Here is a 20,150-nt window from a genome sequence, read left to right on the forward strand (position 1 = left end):
CGGATTGCTCTCACTGAAACTGCCACGATCTGCTCCTTGCTGTGCGTGTCGGGGGGCGACTGTAGTGCTCCTCTCAATGAAGAACAATCGCTAAAATCAGCCGGAATTATTCAAAAATCCTGATCAATGGCTTCCGACATCAATTTCAATCTGCTCCGCACCTTTCTCCTGATCGCGGAGACCCGGAGCTTTCGCGGCGCGTCGGAACAGGTGCATCGCTCGCAGTCGGCGATCAGCGCGCAGATCAAATTGCTCGAGGCGCAGGTCGGCGCCGAGTTGTTCCACCGCACCACGCGCAGCGTCCAGCTGACGGCGGCCGGCAAGCAGTTGTTCGACGCCGCCCGGCGCGGCGTGCGCGAGGTCGAGGCGGGGGTGAGGGAGGTGCGGGAGACGCTGGCCTTGCAGGCTGGCCACGTGGCGGTCGCGGCAACGCCGATTGCCGCCGCCGCGCTGCTGCCGCCCGTGCTGGCCCGCTTCGAGGCCCTGTATCCCGGCGTCGGGATGTCGGTGCGCGAACGGCAGTCGGCGGACGTGCAGGCCCAGGTGCTGCGGGGCGAGGTGGATTTCGGCGTGGTTCCGGGTCCGATGGGCGCCGAATGCGATTTCGAGCCGCTGGTGGCCGAAGATATCTGCGCGCTGATGGCGCCTCGCCTGTGCCCGGAGGCGGCGGATCCGATGGCGCTGAAGGACGTCGCCCGCTTGCCCTTGCTGCTGCTCAGTAACGCCACGTCGCTGCGCATCCTGCTGGATCAGGCGGCGACGCGGGCGCGCGTCCGCTTGACGCCGAAGTACGAATGCATACAGGCCCATACCTTGATCGCGATGGCCGCGGCGGGGCTGGGCGTCGCCATTCTTCCTCGGCTGGCTTTGCCCGCCAGGCCGCCCAAGGGGCTGCGGATCTGCCGGCTGTCGCCGTCGCTGACGCGCCAGATGGGGCTCCTGACCCTGCGGGGGCGCAGGCTGGCGCCCGCCGCAGAGAAGCTCGCCTCGCTGCTTCGAGAGACCAGCGCCAATGTTGGCGCCCGATAGCGCCGGCGCCCCTCGTCGTGGCGACGCCCCGGGGAGAGGGCGGCCCAGGCGTTTACAGGGCGGTCTTGGGCCTAGCCAGGCCGTATTTTCCGTTGCCCGTTTCGGCGTTAATATAATTTCATACATATGCTGTATGATATCTAACGTATATATGAAATTACTCACGATAAGATTCCATTATCGTGAATAAAAAACCGCTTTGATCCGGGAAATCGAGCCATGGCCACGGGAATTACGGAACTGGATGTCTGGCGCGCCTCCGACGCCTTGCTGCTGGAGGGCGCGCGGCCGACCATCGAGCGGGTGCGCCAGAAGATCGGGCGCGGCTCGCCCAATACGGTCAGCCCGCACCTGGAATCCTGGTTCCGGTCGCTGGGCGCCCGCATCCAGGATCCCGGCGCCTTCTCGGCCCCCGCCGCCGTGCCCGAGCCGGTGGCCCAGGCCGCCGCGCATTTCTGGGAATCGGCGCTGGCCGCCGCCCGCGCCGAGCAGGCCGAGGCCAATCGCCAGCGCTGGGCCGAACTGCATGAAGAGGGCGAGCGGCTGGACGCGCTCACCGAACAATTGCGCCTGCGCGAGGCCAATCTGGAAAACCGCGAGCGCGACCTGCAGGAGGGCCTGAAGGTGGCGACCGGGCAACTGGCCGCCACCGAGGAACGCCTGCGGGCGGCCGAGGCGCAGCTGCGCCAGCGCGACGAGGCCCTGGCGGTCGAGCAGCGGCAACTGGCGGACGCGCGCAATGCCTTGCTGGCCCACGTGGCCGATGCCGAGCGCGCCCGGAGCGAGCAGGCCGAGGCCTTGGCCGCCACCCAGGAGCGCCATGCCGCCCACGAGCGCCGCTGGCTCAACGAACTGGACGCCGAGCGCGGCAGCGTCAAGCGCCTGCAAGCCCGCCTGGACGAACTCCAGGCCGCCCAGCAGCAACAGGCCGAACAGTCGCGTCAGGCCCTGGCGCAGGCGGCCGAGCGCCTGCGTGGCGCGCAGGCGGATGCCGCCGACCAGCTGCGGGCGGTCCAGGCCGAGGTCCTGGCCACGCGCGGGGAGGCCCAGGCGCAATTGGGTCGGCAACTGGCCGACGTGGCCGTCGCCCAGGAGGCGCTGCAGGCCTCGCGCCGCCGCGAACAGGACCTGACCCAGCGGCTGGCGGCCAGCGACGCCCAGGTGACGGACCTGCTGGGCCAGTTGCGGACCCGCGACGGGCAGTTGTTGGAGCTGACGCGCCACCTGATCGCCGCCCGGGTCGCGGTGCGGCCCACGTCGGGCGGCGCCAAATAGGTGGTATGGGCGGGTATTTCGGATAAATTCGTACACGGCCCGATCCTTGCGCGGCCGTTGCCTGGAGCACCGCTTGAACCCGAACCCACGCCCGCCCGCGGACCTTGCCCGCAACCTGCTCGTCGTCGTCATCCTGTCGGCCCTGATGATCGGCAGCCTGTATGTGCTGAAGCCCTTCCTGTTCGGGCTGATCTGGGCCACCACCATCGTGGTGGCCACCTGGCCGGTGATGCTGGCGGTGCAGAAGCGCTGCGGCGGCCGCCGCTGGATGGCGACGGTGGCCATGCTGATCGTGCTGCTGGTGGTGATCGTGCTGCCGCTGTACCAGGCCATTTCGACGCTGGCGCTGCATGGCGGCGCCATCATGACCTCGATCAAGAGCCTGCCCGATTACGCCCTGATGGCGCCGCCGGGCTGGGTGCAGGGCATTCCGCTGGGCGGGCCGCGCATCGCGCAGGAATGGCAGGCGCTGGCCGACGCCGGCGCGGGCGGGTTGCTGGCGCGCCTGGAGCCCTATGTGACCATGGCGGCCAAGTGGCTGCTGAGCAATGCGGCCATCGTCGGCGTGTTCGTCATGCACATGCTGATCACCATCGTCATTGCCGGCATCCTCTATAGCCAGGGCGACGTCGCCGCCAATTTCGTGCAGCGCTTCGCCAACCGCCTGGCCGGCCATCGCGGCGTGGCGGCGATCCGCCTGGCGGGCCTGTCGATCCGCGCGGTGGCGCTGGGCATCGTGGTGACGGCGGTGGTGCAGTCGGCGCTGGGCGGGCTGGGCCTGTGGATCGCCGGGGTGCCGGCGGCCGGGATCATCACCGCGTTGATGCTGATGCTGTGCCTGGCCCAGCTGGGGCCGTTCCTGCCGTTGCTGGGCGGGGTGATCTGGCTGTTCCAGAACGACATGAAGGTGGCGGCGATCCTGCTGCTGGTGTGGGCGGTGCTGGTGACCATGCTCGACAACCTGCTGCGGCCGATGCTGATCAAGCGCGGCGTGAACCTGTCGATGCTGCTGATCCTGGCCGGGGTGCTGGGCGGCATGTTCGCCTTCGGCATCGTCGGCCTGTTCATCGGGCCGGTGATCCTGGCGGTGACCTCGACGCTGCTCAAGGCCTGGGTCGACGAGGTGCCGCCGCCCGAGGCGCCGGCCGTCGCCAGGCAGCCCACCGATCTCTGAGGCATCGCGGGCCGGGCATCGGCCTCCAGTGCCTGGCGCCGGGCGCCCGCCGGAACCGCAAGCTGGTGCAATTTTTATTGCCGCCAGGTCCGTATCCTTGGCGGGTGCGCCGCGGCTCGCGGCGCGTGGCCCGCATCCAACCAGGAGACCTCCGTGACGACCGATTCCACGCAACCCTTCGATTGGCGCCTCGCCGTGGTCGACCCCACCCCGCGGGCGCCGGCGGGCTTTCGCTCGCTGGTCACGCCGACCAGCCGCGGCTCGACCACGTTGTTCGAGCGCGCCGCCGACCTGCGCGACGATTGGGACGCGGAAAAGGCGCCGTACACCTATGGCCTGCACGGCACGCCCACCGTGCTGGAGCTGGGCGCGCGCATCGCGCAACTGGAGCAGGGCCGCCATTGCTTCATCACGCCGGGCGGACAGGCCGCCATCGCGCTGGTCTACCTGGCATTTTGCGGCGCCGGCGACCATGCGCTGCTGCCCGATACGGCCTACGGCCCCAACCAGGGGCTGGCCGGCGGTCTGCTCAAGCGGCTGGGCATCGAGGTGGAGACCTACGATCCGCTGATCGGCGCGGGCATCGCCGCGCTGCTGCGCCCCAATACCCGGCTGGTCTGGTGCGAGAGCCCCGGCTCGGCCACCATGGAAATCCAGGACGTGCCGGCGATCGCGGCGGCCGCGCACCGGGCCGGCGCGGTGGTGGCGCTGGACAATACCTATGCCGCCGGCGTGCTGTTCGATGCCTTCGCGCACGGCGTGGACGTCACCATGCAGGCGCTGACCAAGTACATCGGCGGCCACAGCGACCTGCTGCTCGGCTCGGTCACCTGCCGCGACGAGGCGCACTACCGGGCGCTGGGCGAGGCCCGCAATTTCCTCGGCATGGCGGCCTCGCCGGACGATTGCAGCCTGGCGCTGCGCGGCCTGCAGACCCTGGCGGTGCGGTTGGCGCAGCTGGAGCGCGGCACGCTGGAGGTGGCGCAGTGGCTGGCGGGGCGGCCCGAAGTGCGCACGGTGCTGCATCCGGCCTTGCCGTCATGCCCGGGCCACGAGATCTGGAAGCGCGATTTCACCGGGTCGGCCAGCGTGTTTTCCATCGTGCTGCGGGACGGCCCCAGCCGCGCGCGGATCGAGGCGTTCGTCGACCGGCTCGCGCTGTTCAAGATCGGCTACAGCTGGGGCGGCGTGACCAGCCTGGCGGCGCCGTACTTCAACCTGCGCCGCACGCTGCGTCCGTACGGCGACCGGCTGGTGCGCCTGAACGTGGGGTTGGAGCCGCCCGCGGCGCTGATCGCGGACCTGGAGCAGGCGTTCGCGGCGCTTGCATAGCGCGGGAATGGCCGGCGCGGCGCCCGATCGCGGCGGCCGCCGCGGGAAAGGGCGTAACATCTCGAGCCAGGCGCTGTCGCCGCGTTCGCGCGATGCCTCGCGGCGCCGGCCTTTCCCGTTTTTGACGCAGTATCCGAGATGACGACGTACCCGCCGATTGCTTTCCTTTCCCGTTCCCAGGCCTCCCACCGACAGGCGGGCCGGCCATGAGCGACAGCGTCCGCCTGGCCAAGCGCCTGGCCACCGAACAATCCTGTTCGCGCGGCGACGCCGAACGCTACATCGAGGGCGGCTGGGTCGCCGTGGACGGCAAGGTGGTCGAGGAACCCGGCTACCGCGTCCAGCCCGGCCAGGCCATCAGCCTGCTGCCCGGCGCCCGCCTCGAAGAGATGCGCCCGGTCAGCGTGCTGGTGCATAAGCCGGCCGGCTTGTCGGCCTCGGATCCGGCCGAATCGGCGCTGGACCTGGTCGTGCCCGCCAACCTGATGCCGGGCGACCGCTCCGGGCAGCGCTATCTCAAGCGCATGTTCAATGGCCTGAAGCTGGCCACGCCGCTGGAGCGCGCGGCCAGCGGGCTGGTGGTGTACACCCAGGAATTCGCGGTGGCGCGCAAGCTGATCGAAGAGGGGCGCCACGTCGAGCAGGAATACATCGCGCAGGTGCGCGGCACGCTCGACGCGGCCGCGCTGGCGCGCCTGCAGCGCGGCCTGGCCTATGAGGGCCGGCCGGCCACGCCGATGAAGGTCAGCTGGCAGAATGAGAGCCACCTGCGCTTCGCGTTGAAAACGCCCGCGTTGGGCTTCATCGAGTACGCCTGCGACAGCGTCGGCCTGCAACTGCAAGCCCTGCGCCGAATCCGCATCGGCCGCCTGCCGATGGCCGGGCTGGCGGTGGGGCAGTGGCGCTACCGGTTGGAGTACGAACGTTTCTAGCGTCACGGCGCGCGGATCGCGGGCGTGTTCGGGGTGGTGTTGGTTTGCCCGACACGCAGTTACGTACTTAAAGTGGATTCTGGAATGAGTTCAAGCGAATTCTGGGATCGCGCATTCCAGACTTCATCCTGTTTCTCTATTTGTTGTTTAAGCTATTGATAAATAATAATAATAAAAACTGACCTGAAAGGATGGCATATGCCCGCAAGGCAACGCGAGCGGCACGCTCTGATGGATCCGGCACGGCGCGGCCTGCTCAAGGCCGCTGGCGCGCTGGGCCTGTCCAGCCTGGCGCTGGCGGGTTGCGCGAGCCGGGTGGCGGCGCCGCCCGACCGTGGCGAGGGGGCTCCGTCTGCCGGGTCGTCCGCTGCGGCGCCGCCGCGCGACGCGCCCGTGCCAGCGCTGCGTCCGGGCGGCCGCGTCGCCATCGTGGCGCCGGCCTCGGCCGCCGATGGCGCGGCCTTCGAGGCGGCGGAGTGGCTGCAGGCGCGCGGTTACGACCCGCGCATCATGCCGGCCGCCTTGACGCGCAGCGATGCGCCGTACGACTACCTGGCCGGTGACGACGACGCCCGGCTCAACGACCTGCACGCGGCCTTTGCCGATCCGGCCATCGACGCGGTGTGGTGCCTGCAGGGCGGTTTCGGCTCGTGGCGGCTGGCGGACCGGCTCGATATCGGCCTGTTGCGCCAGCACCCGAAGCCCTTCATCGGCTACAGCGACATCACCGCGCTGCACCTGGCGATCCAGCGCCATGCGGGCTTCGTGACGTTTCACGGGCCGATGCTGGCGCAGGACCTGGTGGCCGGCAAGCAGGAGCCGACCGCCAGCCACGTGCTGGCGATGGTCGGCGGCCAGATCGGGCAGGGCGCCTGGATCGACGCGCCGCCGGAATCCAACCCGGTGGTGCTGGCGCCAGGCGTGGCCAGCGGCCGGCTGGTGGGCGGCAACCTGGCGCTGATCGCCGCCATGATCGGATCGCGCCACGAGATCGCCACGCGCGACGCGATCCTGTTCATCGAGGACGTCAACGAGGCGCTGCCGCGCATCGACCGGTTGCTGTCGCAATTGCGCGCGGCCGGCAAGTTCGATCGCATCAAGGGCGTGCTGGCCGGCAATTTCACCCGCCTGGGGCTGCCGGGAGGCGACGCCGCCGGCCAGAGCCTGTTGTTTCCGCTGCTGCTGGAGCAATTCCAGGCGCGCGGCATCCCGGTGCTGGCCGCCTGGCCCAGCGGCCATGGCGATCCCAACCTGACGCTGCCGCTCGGCGCGCGGGTGACGCTGGATACGCAACGGCGCGGCCTGCGGCTGGAGCAGGCGGTGGCGGTCCAGGCCGCGCCGCTGTAGCCCGGAAACCCGCCGCATGAATCCCTTCTTCGATGCCCTGAGCCGCCAGTTGAACGCGCCCGAACGCCGGCGCCAGCGGCAGCGGCATGCCCGCGCCAAGGCGTTCCAGTGCGTCTGCGGCCAGCGGGTGTTCTTCAACAATACCGAATGCCTGAACTGCCACCGGCAATTGGGCTTCGATCCGCGCCATGGCCACGTCGTGGCGCTGGATCCGGGCAAGACGGACGGCACCTGGGTCGAGGCCGGGCGGGTGCGCGGCAGGACCTTCAAGCGCTGCGCCAATTTCTCGTCGCCGGCCGCCTGCAATTGGCTGCTGCCGGCCACGCGCGCCGACGATCTTTGCATTGCCTGCGCACTGAACCGTACCATTCCCGATCTGTCGGTGCCGGGCAACGGGGCGCTGTGGCGCAAGGTCGAGAGCGCCAAGCGCCAGGTCATCGCCCAGCTGCTGACGTTGGGGCTGCCGATCCCGCGGGCGCGCGCGCCGGGCGACGGCGGGCTGGCGTTCGACCTGCTGGCGCCGTCCGACGACGGCGCGCCGCTCCTGACCGGCCACGGCCAGGGGCTGATCACGCTCAATGTGCGCGAGGCCGACGACGCCTACCGGGTCCAGGTGCGCGAGGCGATGCACGAGCCGTATCGCACGCTGGTGGGCCACTTCCGCCATGAGATCGGCCATTTCTACTGGGACCGGCTGGTGGCCGGCGGCCCCTGGCTGGCGCCGTTCCGCCAGGTGTTCGGCGACGAGCGCGACGACTACGCGCAGGCGCTGCGGCGCCACTACGAGCAGGGCGCGCCGGCCGACTGGGCGCAGCGCTTCATCAGCGCCTACGCCTCGTCGCATCCCTGGGAGGACTGGGCCGAGACCTGGGCCCACTACCTGCACATGATGGACACGCTGGACACGGCCTTCAGCTTCGGCGTGGCGCGGGTGCCGCTGGAGCAGGTCAGCGATCCCTTCACCCGGGCGTCGCTGTACGACCCGGACGATCCCGAGGGCCAGGGCTTCCTCGACCTGGTCAACGGCTGGGTGGCGCTGACCGGCGTGCTCAACGAGCTGTCGCGCAGCATGGGCCAGCGCGACTTCTATCCCTTCGTGCTGCCCGCCGCCGTGGTGGGCAAGCTGCAGTTCGTGCACCGGGTGATCCGGGCCGCGGCGCGCTGATGCCGCGGCCGGCCCCGGCATCGCGGCCGCTCAGATGCGCCGCGCCGACCATTCGCCCTTGCCGGCGGCGCTGCCCTGGATGGTGGCGCCGTTGACCTCGCCGGTATAACGCACGCCGTCGGCGGTGAACGAGATGGTGCGGCCATCCATGCGCGCGTCGGAGATCTCGCTGGAACCCAGCTTGCCCGACAGCATCTGGTACTGCTGTTCCAGCTGCAGGGTGCGGCCGCCCACCTGCCAGCGGCCATCGACCTTGGCCGGCACCACCCACAGCAGCGCGTTGCAGTAGGTCTGGCAGGCCTCGGTCACGGTTTCGGAGGCATCCGGCTCCCAGTCGCCCATGCGGAAGGTGTTGGACACGATGCGGGTGCCCGGCGGCAGTTCCAGCAGCCTGGGTCGCAGCTTTTCGTTGATGGTCGACAGCAGGAACATGGTGATGACGTCGGCCTGCGACAGGTCGGTCTCGAACAGGTCCGCGACCTCGAACGTGGCGCGGCGCGACATGCCGGCCTTGGCCGCGTTGCTGCGCGACAGCGCCACCAGGTCGGGGTTGTACTCGATGCCCTTGGCGGTCAGGCCGCGCTGGGCGGCGGTGATGACGGTGCGGCCGTCGCCGGAACCCAGGTCCATCAGGCGGTCCTGCGGGGTGACCTGGGCCATGTCGAGCATCTTGTCCACCAGCGTCTGCGGGGTTGGCACCCAGATGACGTCCTTGCCATCCTGGCCGACGTCGGGCACGTAGTCTTCGGTCGCGGCGGCCGGGGTGCCGGCGCCAGCGGCGCGGGCCTCGGCCAGGACCGACAGGGACAAGGCCAGCGCCAGCGCCGATGCCATGACGGTCCAGCGGCGGGCGGGCGAGAGGGACGAGCGGGCACGTTGCATGATGAAGACTCCTAGGGCGAAGAAAAGCGGGGCGGGCGGCTCATCGCGGGTCGCGCGCTTCGGCGGGGCGCAGCAGCCGCAGCATCGGCACGCCCAGCACCAGCACGCCCAGGCCGATCAAGGCCCCGGCGCCGGCGTAGGCGGCGCTGGAATACACCAGGCCGGCGCAGGTCAGCGCCAGCAGGGCCGGGGTCAGCGGATACAGGGGCACGCGGAACGGCCGCGGACGCGCCGGGTCCAGCTGGCGCAGGCGCCATACCGACGCGGCCACCAGCAGCATGAACAGCCAGAACACCGGCGCGGTGTAGGCCACCATGGTCTGCACCGCGTTGTGGCTGAAGGCGCCCACCGCCAGCAGCGCCAGGGTGATGACGCCCTGCGCCAGCAAGGCGCTGACCGGGGTCTCGTTGCGTTCGTTCCAGCCGGCCAGCGCGCGCAGCCGTGGCACGTCGCGGCCCAGCGCGTAGTACACGCGGGCGCCGGTGATGATGGTGCCGTTGATGGTGCTGAGCGCGGTGGCGCAGATCACCAGGCTCAGCAGGGCGGCGGCGTATGGGCCGGCGGCCAGCTGCATCACCGCCGCGCCCAGCGCGGGCGTGTCGCGCAGGCCCTGCAGGCCGAACAGTTCCAGCAGGGCAAGGTTGGTCAGGAGATAGGCGCCCGTCACCACCACGGTGCCGATCAGCAGCACCCGCGCCATGTTGCGGCCAGGGTTGCGCAGCTCGCCGCTGAGATAGGCGGCCTCGTTCCAGCCGCCGTAGGTCAGCAGCACGAACACCATGCCCATGCCCATCAGCCCGGCGGCGTTGCCGCCCAGCGGCGTCGGCGCGGGCGCGGCGGGCGGCGCGGTGAACAGGGCGGCGCCCAGCACCGCCGTCAGCGCCACCAGCGTCAGGATCGTGAACAGCCATTGCAGGCGCTTGGAGTGGCGCGTGCCGGCCACGTTCAGCGCCGTCAGGCCGATCACCGACAGCGCGGCGTGGGCGGTGGCGCCATGCGCGCCGAGCGGCAGCAGCTGCTGCGCGTAGTCGCCATAGATGAAGGCCACCACGGCGATCGCGCCGGTCTGGATCACGGTGCAGCGCGCCCAGGCGAACAGCAGGCCGACGCGCGGCCCCCAGGCGCGCGACAGATACAGGTATTCGCCGCCGGCGCCGGGATAGGCCGAGCCCAGCTCGGCATAGCAGAGCGCGCCCACCAGCATCACCAGGCCGCCGGCCAGCCAGTAGCCCAGGTACATCGCCTCGGACGTGGCGTGCTGCGCCACCAGCGGAGGAAAGCCGAAGATGCCGATGCCGATCACCACGCCCACCAGCACCACGGTGGCATCCATCACCGACAGGCCGGGCGGACCGAGCGCGTGCGCGCCGGCGCCGCTCCGCGCGCCGGCTGCACTGGGGCTGGGGCGCAAGGAGCGGGGCAGAGGCGGCATCGAATTCTCCCGGGGATCGCCGCCGCACGGGCGCGCGGCGTGCCAGGCATCTATCCTGACAAATGGCTGAATAAAGAGTGACCCCGGGCGGGGAAGGAAAGTTTCTACGGGATTTCCCGTAGCCACGGCGGGAGACTGCGGGGCCGTGTCGATGCGGCGCGCCGCCGATGCGGTCAGACGCGGGGGCGATCTCCCGCAGGGAGCGGGGGACGAGCGAGGGAAAGGGTCTACTTCTTGGGCGAGGCCGGCTTCAGGCGCGACGGCACTTCGTCCAGGTCGCTGCAGACGGCCAGCACTTCGGCCGGCTTCTTGCTCAGCGACAGGTAGACGTGGCCGATGCCGCTATCGAAATAGGCGGACTCCAGCCGGTTCAGCACCACGCTGTCGCCGTTCTCGAACTGGATGCGCACCTTGCCCGACAGCACCAGCGCGAATTCCTGGCCGGGATGGCGAATGTAGTCCTCGAACTCGACCACCTTGCGCGAATCGATCAGCGCCAGCATCGGCATCATCTTCTTGCCGGGGTATTCGCCCATCAGCAGCCGGTAGTGGTAGTTGTCCGTGGCGTAGTCGCGCGCGTCGCTGAGCTTGTTCTTCACGTAGGTGGGCGCCACCTCGGCCTGGGGCGCATCGCCCAGCATGAACATGCGCGTCATGTCGATGTCCAGCGCCCGGGCCAGCGCGGCGAACTTCTCGTAGCTCAGGGCGATCTGGCCCAGTTCGGCCTTGGACAGCGTCGATACCGCGATGCCGCTGGCCTGCGACAGCGCCTGCAACGTCATTTTCCGGGCCTTGCGCTCGGCGCGCAGGCGGGCGCCCATTACTTCCTTGCCCACGATGTCGGGTGGGGCCGTCTTGCGGGTAGGGGCCATGTAGCGGTCTGGGCGTCTAGGGAGTTGGAGGGGAACGCGGGCGGGGCCCGCAAGCCCCGCCGCGCATACGCCGGATTGTATAAGGCGGCGCCGCTCAGGCGGGCGTGCGCGCCAGCACGCGGCCGGCGTGCTCGCCGGTGAAGGCCTGCTCGCGCCACACGGGCACGCCGTTCACGTAGACCGAATGGATGCCGGCGGCGCGTTCGGTCGGCCGTTCGAAGGTGGCGGTGTCGGCCACGGTGGCGGGATCGAACACCACCAGGTCGGCGAAGTAGCCCGGCCGCAACTGCCCGCGCTCGGCCAGGCCGAAGCGCTCGGCGGTCAGGCCGGTCATTTTCCAGACCGCCGTTTCCAGCGGGAACAGGCCCAGGTCGCGGGCATAGTGGCCCAGCACCCGCGGGAAGGTGCCCCATAGGCGCGGGTGGGGACGTTCGTCGTGCGGCAGGCCGTCCGAGCCGATCATGGTGGGGCCGAACGCCAGGATGCGCTGCACGTCGGGCTCGTCCATCATGAAATAGATCGCGCCGGCCGGCTGCAGCTCGGGCACCACGTCGTACTTGGACTTGCCGCGTTCGGCCGCGACCTCGTCCAGGTCGCGCCCGCTCAGTTCGGGGAAGGGCTTGCACCAGGTGATGATGGTGCGGCCGGCCAGCAGCACGCGGTCCTGCTTGAGCATGGTCGAGCCGGCCACGTAGGGATAGGCGTCCAGCGACACGTCCTGGCGGGCCATGGCGGCCTCGATCAGCGGCAGCGTCTCGCGCGAACGGCCGAAGTTGGGCTGGCCCATGACCTTGTGGTGCGAGATCACCACCGGCACGTCCAGCTCGCGGCCGATGCGGAAGGTTTCCTCCAGCGCCGCCACGATGTGCTCGCCTTCGTCGCGCATGTGGGTGGCGTAGATGCCGCCGTGCGTGCTCAGGGGCCGGCAGACCTCGATGATCTCCTCGGTGGTGGCGCGGGCGGCGGGCGGGTAGAAGGCGCCGGTCGAAATGCCGATGGCGCCGCTGGCCATGGCTTCCTCGGCCAGCGCGCGCATGGCGTCGATCTCGTCGTCGGTGGCCGCGCGCTGCAGGTCGGGCATGACGGCGGCGCGCAGCGTCGAATGGCCCACCATGCAGGCGGCGTTGACCGCCGCCGGCGTGGCGCGCAGGGCTTCCAGGTAGTCGGCGAAGCGCTTGAAATGGTACGAACCGCCTTCGTCCAGCAGGTCCAGCGGCGCCGGCGGGTTGGCGTGCGCCAGCGGCGCCAGGCTGATGCCGCAGTTGCCGGTGACGACCGTGGTGACGCCCTGCGAGATCTTGGGCGTCATGTCGCGGCGCTTGAGCAGGTAGTTGTCGTCGTGGGTGTGCGAGTCGATGAAGCCGGGCGCCAGCACCTGGCCGCTGACGTCGATGCGCTGGCGCGCGGCCGCGCCGGACAGGTCGCCGATGGCGGCGATGCGGTCGCCGCGCACGCCGAGGTCGGCGCGCCGTCCGGGCGTGTTGGCGCCGTCGATGACGGTGCCGCCGACGAACAGGTAGTCAAAGGGCTGTGATTCGGATGCGGTCATGGGAATCTCCTCTTGGTATGAACAGGCCCTAGGCGAAATGGCAGGCGACCAGCTGGCCGGCGCCGACCGGGCGCGCCAACGGCGTTTCCTGGGCGCAGCGGGCCTGGGCCTGCGGGCAGCGGGTGCGGAAGGCGCAGCCGGACGGTGGCGCCAAGGGGCTGGGAATCTCGCCCTTGAGCACCGCCACGGGGGCGCGTTCGCCGCGGCGGGCCGAGGGCACGGCCGCCAGCAGGGCGCGGGTGTAGGGGTGGGCCGGCTGGTTGAAGACCGCGTCGCGCGTGCCGGTCTCGACGATCCGGCCCAGGTACATCACCGCCACGTGGTGGCTGATGTGGCGCACCACGCTCAGGTCGTGCGAGATGAATACGTACGTCAGCCCCAGGTCGCGCTGCAGGTCCATCAGCAGGTTGATGACCTGCGCCTGCACCGACACGTCCAGCGCCGAGACCGGCTCGTCGCAGACGATCAGGCCCGGTTCCGGCGCCAGGGCGCGCGCGATGACGATGCGCTGGCGCTGGCCGCCGGAGAATTCGTGCGGATAGCGGTCGGCCGCGTCCGGCCGCAGGCTGACGCGGGCCAGCAGCTGCGCCACGCGTTCGCGGATGGCCTCGCGGCCATAGCCGAAATTGCGCAGCGGTTCGCCGATGATGTCGCGCACCCGCATGCGCGGATTCATGGACGAGAAAGGGTCCTGGAAGATGAACTGCATGCGGCGGCGCATGGCGCGCAGCTGGCCGCTGTTCATGCTGGCCAGGTCGGCGCCTTCGAGCAGGATGCGGCCCTCGGTGGGGTCGGTCAGCCGGATCAGGCACTTGCCGGTGGTCGACTTGCCGCAGCCGGACTCGCCCACCAGGCTCAGGGTCTGGCCGCGGGCGACCGACAGCGATACGCCATCGACCGCGCGCAGCACCTTGCCGCCGTCCACGGGAAAGTGCTTTTTCAGGCCGACCACCTCCAGCAGGGGGGCGGAGGGCGCGGACGCCGCGGCGGGGACGGGGAAAGGAGCGTCGTGCAGGTTCATCGCGGATCTCGTTGCATCGTGGCGGCGGGCGCGGCCTGGCGCGCCCAGCACCAGACGCGGTGGCGGTCGCCGGCGGCGACCTCGGGCGGGGCCTCGTCGGCGCAGCGCGGCGTGGCCTCGGGGCAGCGCGCGGCGAAGGCGCAGCCACGCGATTCGGGCGTCACCACCGGCACGATGCCGGGCAGCTCGGCCAGGCGCGCGGTGTGGTCCTGGCCGTCGACGAAGTCGGGCAGCGAGCGGATCAGCGCCTGGGTATAGGGATGGGCGGCATGGTCCAGCACGTCGTCGACGCTGCCTTCCTCGACCTTGCGGCCGGCGTACATGACGATGACCCGCTGGCACATCTGCGCCACCACGCCCAGGTCGTGGGTGATCAGCACGATCGCCGTGCCCAGCCGCGCCTGGATGTCGCGCAGCAGGTGCAGGATCTGCGCCTGGATGGTGACGTCCAGCGCGGTGGTCGGCTCGTCGGCGATCAGCACCTTGGGCTGGCAGGCCAGCGCCATGGCGATCATGGCGCGCTGGCGCATGCCGCCGGACAGCTGGTAGGGGTATTCGTGCACGCGCCGCGCCGGGTCGGAGATCTGCACCAACTCCAGCAACGCCTCGGCCTGCTTCATGGCCTCGCGCCGCGACAGGCCCTGGTGCAGCATCAGCGGCTCGCTGATCTGGCGGCCGATCGTGAATACAGGATTGAGCGAGGTCATCGGCTCCTGGAAGATCATCGACAGCTGGTTGCCGCGCACGGCCCGCATGGTCTTCTCGGGCAGCGCCAGCAGGTCGCGGCCGTCGAACTCGACGCTGCCGCGCGCCACGCGCCCGGGCGACCGCAGCAGCCGCATGATGGACAGCGAGGTGACGCTCTTGCCGCAGCCGGATTCGCCGACCAGGCCGAGGGTCTCGCCCGGCATCAGGTCGAACGACAGGCCGTCCACGGCCAGCACCGTGGTCTCGTCGCCGTCGAAACAGGTGGTCAGGTCATTCACTTGCAGGACAGGTTGGGATGGCATGCGCGCGCTCCTACAGCTTTTTCGCCAGGCGCGGATCGAGCATGTCGCGCAGCCCGTCGCCCACCAGATTGACGGCCAGCACGGCCACTCCCAGGAACAGGCCCGGATACAGGATGATGTGGAACGCCACCGCGACGAAGTTGCGGCCCTCGGCCATGATGTTGCCCCAGCTCGGGGTCTGCGGCGGGATGCCCACGCCCAGGAAGCTCAGCACGGCCTCGGTCAGGATCGCCGAGGCGGCGATGAAGGTGGCCTGCACCATCAGCGGCGCGAACAGGTTGGGCAGGATGTGGCGCAGCAGGATGGCCGGCACGCGGGTGCCGGCGGCCACCGCCGCCTCGATGTACGGCTGCTCGCGGATGGTCAGCACCAGGGCCCGCACCAGCCGCACCACGCGCGGCACCTCGGGCACCACGATGGCCACGATCACGGTGCCCAGGCCGCCCTTGAGCGTGGCCATCAGCGCGATCGCCAGCAGCACGCCGGGAATCGCCATCAGGCCGTCCATGATGCGCATGATCACGGCGTCCAGGCGGCGGAAGTAGCCGGCCAGCATGCCCAGCAGGACGCCGCCCGCGGTCGACACCAGCGCGACCACGACGCCGACCAGCAGCGACACCCGCGCGCCCCACAGGGTGCGCGCATAGACGTCGCGGCCCAGCGCGTCGGTGCCGAAGAAGTGTTCGACCGACGGCGGTTTCATGCGCGCCATCGGGTTGATGTCCTGCGGATCGATCGCGGTCAGCCATGGCGCGGCCAGCGCGATTACCGCGAGCGCCAGCAGGATGGCGCAGCCGACGTACAGCATCGGGTGGCGCCGCAGCGAGCGGGCGGCGCGGCGCCAGCGCGGGCGCGGCACGGCCAGGGGCAGGGTGGTGGTGGTCATGGAGTGCCCCTTCTCAATAGCGGATGCGCGGGTCGAACAGGCGGTAGCTCAGGTCGACCAGCAGGTTGATCAGCACGTAGATGCCCGAGGCCACCAGCAGCACGCCCTGGATCACGGGATAGTCGTGGCGCAGCACGGCGTCGATGGTCAGGCGGCCCAGGCCGGGGATGGCGAACACGGTTTCCGTGACCACCACGCCGCCGATCAGCAGCGCCACGCCCACGCCGATGGTGGTGACGATGGGGTTGGCGGCGTTCTTGAGCGCATGCCAGACGATCGGGCCGGCCGCCAGGCCCTTGGCGCGGGCGGTGCGGATGTAGTCTTCCGACAGCGCCTCCAGCATGGTGGCGCGGGTCATGCGGGTCAGCAGGGCCATGTAAACCAGCCCCAGCGACAGACAGGGCAGCATCAGGTGGCGCAAGTACGGCACCAGGCCCTCGGCCAGCGGCTTGTAGCCCTGCACCGGCAGCCAGCCCAGCTTGATGGAAAAGCCGTACACCAGGCTGTAGCCGATCAGGAACACCGGCACCGAGAACGCACAGACCGCGCCGATCATCACCAGGCGGTCCAGCCACTTGCCGGCGTTCCACGCCGCCAGCACGCCCAGCGGCACGGCGGCCAGCACCGCGAACAGCATGGTGAAGATGGCGATCGACAGGGTCGGCCCCATGCGCTGGCCGATCAATTGCGCCACCGGCATCTGGGTGGCGATCGAGGTGCCCAGGTCGCCGGTGGCCAGGTGCCCGACCCAGATGCCGAACTGCAGCAGCAGCGGCTTGTCCAGGCCCAGGTTCTGGCGGATCTTCTCGACGTCCTCGGTGGTGGCGTTGTCGCCCGCGATCACCGCCGCCGGATCGCCCGGCGACAGGTGTATCAACAGGAATACCACGACCGCGACCACGGCCATGACGGGAATGACGGCCGCGATGCGGCGCAGGATGAATTTCACGCTGGGTTTCCCCCCGGCCTGGCGCGGCGCGCGCGGAGCGCTTGGCGGCGGCCTGATTGTCCGGGAGCGGGGCGCGCGTGCCGGGCACGCGCGGCCCCGCGCCGCCTCATGGTTTTTCGACGTTCCACATCACGGGGATGCCGGTCTTCATCAGCTCCGTGTGCGACAGCCCGCGGATGGCCGACACCGGCTTGAATTCCCCCCACATCACGTAAGGCACCGACTCGTAGGCGCGGGCCTGCAGCTTGGCCGCGATGTCCTTGCGCCTGGCGGCGTCGGGTTCCTGGATCCACTGCGTGCGCAGCGTGTCCAGTTCCTTGTCGCAGGGCCAGCCGGGCAGGCTGTTGCCGCAGGCGGCCGACAGCCACGGGTTGGTCAGCGGCGTGCTGGCGTCGTAATAGCCGCCCCAGGTCAGGAACAGGCTCCAGCCGCCTTGCTCGGGCGGATCCTTCTTCAGGCGGCGCGCCGCCAGCGAGGCCCAGTCCATGGTCTGCAGGTCGACCTTGAGGCCGGCCTTCTTCATGTTCTGCGTCAACACCATGACGGCGGGCGCGCTGATGTGGTCGGTCGGGTAGAGCACCACGATCTTCTCGCCCTTGTAGCCGGCCTCCTGCAGCAGCTGCTTGGCGCGCGCCAGGTCGGGCTTGGCGTAGGGCGCCGCGCCGGCGTCGGTGGCCAGCGGCGAGCCGCAGATGTACAGCGTGGCGCAGTAGTCGACGCGGTACTTTTCCGGGTAGCCGATGGCCGCCAGCATTTCCTTCTGGCTGAACAGGTAATACAGGGCCTGGCGCGCCTGCGGCTTGTCGAACGGCGGGTGCAGCGCGTTGACGATGGCCATGCCCTGGGTCGCGACCGAGGTGTTCAGGGTGATGGCGGGGTTGCTTTCCAGCACCGGCAGGAAGTCCGGCGTGGTCTGCTCGATCATGTCGACTTCGCCGTTCATCAGCGCGGCGGTGGCCGTGTTGCCGTCGGGAATGTAGATCCATTCGATGCGGTCGACCTTGGCGACCTTGCCGCCGGCCAGGCCGTCGGCCGGTTCGTTGCGCGGCACATAGGCCGGGTTCTTGACGTACACGACCTTGTTGCCGGGGACCCACTCATCGCGCTTGAACAGGAACGGGCCGGAGCCGACCATCTCGGTGACCGGCGTGTTCGGATCCGTCATCGCCAGGCGCTTGGGCATGATGAAGGGCGGCATGCCGGACGGCTTGGCCAGCGCGTCCAGCACCAGGCCGAACGGCTGCTTGAGCGTCAGCGAGAAGCTGTCGGGACCCGTGGCGGCCAGTTCGGCGCCGGCGGCCATCAAGGCCTGGCCCATGGTGTCCTTCTTGGCCCAGCGCTGCAGCGAGGCGATGCAGTCCTCGGCGGTGACCGGGGTGCCGTCGTTGAACTTCAGCCCGGGACGCAGCTTGAAGGTCCAGGCCATGCCGTCGGGCGACGCGGTCCAGCTTTCGACCATTTGCGGCTTGGGCTGGCCGTGGCTGTCCTGCGCGAACAGCGTGTCGAACACCATGTAGCCGTGATTGCGGGTGATATAGGCGGTGTTGAACAGCGGGTCCAGCGTCTTCAGGTCCGCGTGCGGCACCATCCGCAGCGTCTTGGTCTGGGCCTGGGCCGGCTGGCCCGCGGCCAGGCCGCAGGCCAGCAGGGCGGCGGCGCCCAGCAGGCTGAATCGTTTCATCATGGTCATCCCCTTGTTTTTTCCGGTTGCCTGCTTGGGCAATGGTTGGATATCAGCCCTTGAAGGGCCATTTCGGCAACTTGCGCTTGGTGAACGGCAGCGCGTTGTAGTCCTGCGTGATGGCGCCGGGCGTCTCGACGTAGATGACGTGGCGGCCGATCTTCGAGTACGAGGCGTAGAAATGCTGCGACGACTTCGGGATGACCAGCTTCATCGCGCCCAGATCGACGCCGAACTGCGTGAACAGGTCGGTGTCCATGGCCTGGGTGCGGTTGGTGGTCATGACGATGGTCACGCCCTGGCTGCGCACCACGGCGACATCGCCCAGCAGCGCGGGGGTGCCGGCCAGGCCGGTCATGATGGCGTCGCGCTTGAGCGCGACGATCTCACAGGCCAGGTCCAGCGGCTGGCCCGACACCGGCGCCACCTTGCCGCCGATGCGCAGCTTGATCTGCGCGCCGTCGCCCGCCTCGAAACACAGCTGCACCGCCACCGGGTCCCAGAACGGGCCGATCGCCACGTCCTGGATGCCGCGCGCCAGCACGCGCTCCAGGATGAAGGTCGCATCGCTGGGCGCGCCGCCGCCGGCGTTGTCGGCCGAGTCGGCCAGCACCACCGGGAAGTCGGCCAAGGCCAGCGCCTGGTCCAGCGCCTCGTCGGCGCCCGGGTACGGCGGCGCCAACTGGTCGCGGAAACCGATGATCTCTTCGCCCAGCGCGCGCGCCAGCCGTTCGGCCTGGCCGGCGTCGCCGTCGGTGTAGACCAGCACCTTGGAGCCCATGTCGGGCGTGTCGCCCCAGGGGAAGCCGTGCGCGATCGACACCGACAGCACGCCTTCCTTGCCTTCCATCGCCAGCAGGCCGTCGACGAAGCTGCGCATCGGCTCGCGGCTGGTGTGCATGATGGAGATCATTTCGCAGTCGAAGACCGCGCGCGTCGGCTTGATGCGGCCTTCGGCGCGCGCCACGCACAGGTCGACCAGGTCGTAGGCGCGGTCCAGGATGTCGGTGTGCGGATATTCCTTGAAGCACACCAGGAAATCGGCGCTGTTCACCATGGCGTCGGTCAGGTGGCAGTGCGGATCCAGTTCGGCGCCGATCACCGTGTCCGGGCCGACGATCTCGCGCGCCCGGCGCAGCAGGTCGCCTTCGCAATCGTCGTAGCCGTCGGCCACCATGGCGCCGTGCAGGCCGAACAGCGCGATGTCGACCTTGCCGGCGCGGCGCAGGTCTGCCAGCAGTTCGTCGCGCAGGGTTTCATAGGCATGGCGTGTGGTCGGGCCAGCCGGGGTCGCGCCCGCCGTCATGCCCTCGACCAGGGTCCAGTCCTTGCCCTGGGCGCGCTGGCGCGCGGCCCACAGCGGCCCGGAGAACATCTGCATGCGGTCCGGATGCTGGCCCGCCGGATAGTAGCCACGCGACCGATAGGCCGACAGGCCGGTCGGAATGGGGGAGAAGGTGTTGGTCTCGGTCGCCAGGGACCCGGAAAAAATCTTCATGCGATCGCTCCGTTCTGAATGGTTGTCCGTTCGTCTGTTCGCGTCCGGGACTCCGTGCCGACGCTCCAGTCCTGCGCGCTTCTGTCTTGCCTGCTCGGGTTCTGCCCGCTTGGGGC

Annotated in this window: 17 protein-coding genes; 7 read left to right on the top strand and 10 right to left on the bottom strand. The window is 69.8% G+C overall.

Annotated features, from left to right (window positions below; all coding sequences use genetic code 11):
• The first annotated feature begins 126 nt into the window (after window positions 1-126).
• From AC1HFW_RS08095 to AC1HFW_RS08125, 7 genes are all read left to right on the top strand, one after another.
• Window positions 127-1,029 carry a LysR family transcriptional regulator gene (locus AC1HFW_RS08095; RefSeq protein ID WP_479282610.1) on the top strand — a complete coding sequence of 301 codons (903 nt, stop codon included), beginning with the start codon at window positions 127-129 and terminating at the stop codon, window positions 1,027-1,029.
• A gap of 219 nt (window positions 1,030-1,248) precedes the next feature.
• Complete coding sequence (locus AC1HFW_RS08100) at window positions 1,249-2,304, top strand: DNA-binding protein (protein ID WP_479282612.1); 1,056 nt, start codon at window positions 1,249-1,251, stop codon at window positions 2,302-2,304.
• A gap of 73 nt (window positions 2,305-2,377) precedes the next feature.
• The gene (ydiK, locus tag AC1HFW_RS08105) at window positions 2,378-3,478 is read left to right on the top strand and encodes an AI-2E family transporter YdiK (protein ID WP_006394960.1); all 1,101 of its coding nucleotides are present in this window, start codon (window positions 2,378-2,380) and stop codon (window positions 3,476-3,478) included.
• A 153-nt stretch (window positions 3,479-3,631) separates the two neighbouring features.
• Window positions 3,632-4,810, top strand: a complete 1,179-nt coding sequence (locus tag AC1HFW_RS08110) for a cystathionine beta-lyase (protein ID WP_479282614.1) — start codon at window positions 3,632-3,634, stop codon at window positions 4,808-4,810.
• A gap of 206 nt (window positions 4,811-5,016) precedes the next feature.
• A complete protein-coding gene (locus AC1HFW_RS08115) occupies window positions 5,017-5,742 on the top strand; it encodes an RNA pseudouridine synthase (RefSeq protein ID WP_006394962.1) in 726 nt (241 codons plus the stop codon).
• A 393-nt stretch (window positions 5,743-6,135) separates the two neighbouring features.
• A complete protein-coding gene (locus tag AC1HFW_RS08120) occupies window positions 6,136-7,089 on the top strand; it encodes an LD-carboxypeptidase (protein WP_035361507.1) in 954 nt (317 codons plus the stop codon).
• 16 nt (window positions 7,090-7,105) lie between these two features.
• Window positions 7,106-8,254: a zinc-binding metallopeptidase family protein gene (locus tag AC1HFW_RS08125; protein WP_479282615.1), complete on the top strand. Its 1,149-nt coding sequence runs from the start codon at window positions 7,106-7,108 to the stop codon at window positions 8,252-8,254.
• Window positions 8,255-8,284: 30 nt separating this feature from the next.
• Here the strand turns inward: AC1HFW_RS08125 and AC1HFW_RS08130 are convergent, their stop codons facing one another.
• The 10 genes from AC1HFW_RS08130 to AC1HFW_RS08175 all read right to left on the bottom strand — a co-directional run bounded on the left by AC1HFW_RS08130 (window position 8,285) and on the right by AC1HFW_RS08175 (window position 20,034).
• Window positions 8,285-9,136 (bottom strand): SAM-dependent methyltransferase, encoded by an 852-nt coding sequence (locus AC1HFW_RS08130; protein WP_479282617.1) that lies wholly within the window; start codon window positions 9,134-9,136, stop codon window positions 8,285-8,287.
• Window positions 9,137-9,176: 40 nt separating this feature from the next.
• Window positions 9,177-10,469 (bottom strand): APC family permease, encoded by a 1,293-nt coding sequence (locus AC1HFW_RS08135; RefSeq protein WP_104021493.1) that lies wholly within the window; start codon window positions 10,467-10,469, stop codon window positions 9,177-9,179.
• Between the two features lie 326 nt (window positions 10,470-10,795).
• A complete protein-coding gene (locus AC1HFW_RS08140; RefSeq protein WP_035360387.1) occupies window positions 10,796-11,440 on the bottom strand; it encodes a helix-turn-helix domain-containing protein in 645 nt (214 codons plus the stop codon).
• A 94-nt stretch (window positions 11,441-11,534) separates the two neighbouring features.
• A complete protein-coding gene (locus AC1HFW_RS08145; protein ID WP_241074156.1) occupies window positions 11,535-12,989 on the bottom strand; it encodes an N-acyl-D-amino-acid deacylase family protein in 1,455 nt (484 codons plus the stop codon).
• Between the two features lie 28 nt (window positions 12,990-13,017).
• Window positions 13,018-14,010: an ABC transporter ATP-binding protein gene (locus tag AC1HFW_RS08150; protein WP_479282619.1), complete on the bottom strand. Its 993-nt coding sequence runs from the start codon at window positions 14,008-14,010 to the stop codon at window positions 13,018-13,020.
• Window positions 14,007-15,020, bottom strand: coding sequence for an ABC transporter ATP-binding protein (locus AC1HFW_RS08155; protein WP_479282621.1), 1,014 nt, complete (start codon window positions 15,018-15,020; stop codon window positions 14,007-14,009). Before AC1HFW_RS08155 ends, AC1HFW_RS08150 begins: the two co-directional genes overlap by 4 nt.
• A gap of 10 nt (window positions 15,021-15,030) precedes the next feature.
• Window positions 15,031-15,906, bottom strand: a complete 876-nt coding sequence (locus AC1HFW_RS08160) for an ABC transporter permease (RefSeq protein ID WP_479282623.1) — start codon at window positions 15,904-15,906, stop codon at window positions 15,031-15,033.
• A 13-nt stretch (window positions 15,907-15,919) separates the two neighbouring features.
• Entirely contained in the window at window positions 15,920-16,855 is a 936-nt protein-coding gene (locus AC1HFW_RS08165; protein ID WP_479282625.1) for an ABC transporter permease, read from the bottom strand.
• Between the two features lie 106 nt (window positions 16,856-16,961).
• Entirely contained in the window at window positions 16,962-18,539 is a 1,578-nt protein-coding gene (locus AC1HFW_RS08170; protein ID WP_479282627.1) for an ABC transporter substrate-binding protein, read from the bottom strand.
• A gap of 49 nt (window positions 18,540-18,588) precedes the next feature.
• Complete coding sequence (locus AC1HFW_RS08175) at window positions 18,589-20,034, bottom strand: M81 family metallopeptidase (RefSeq protein ID WP_479282629.1); 1,446 nt, start codon at window positions 20,032-20,034, stop codon at window positions 18,589-18,591.
• Between the last annotated feature and the right edge of the window lie 116 nt (window positions 20,035-20,150).

Source organism: Achromobacter sp. ISS7 (assembly GCF_056523125.1).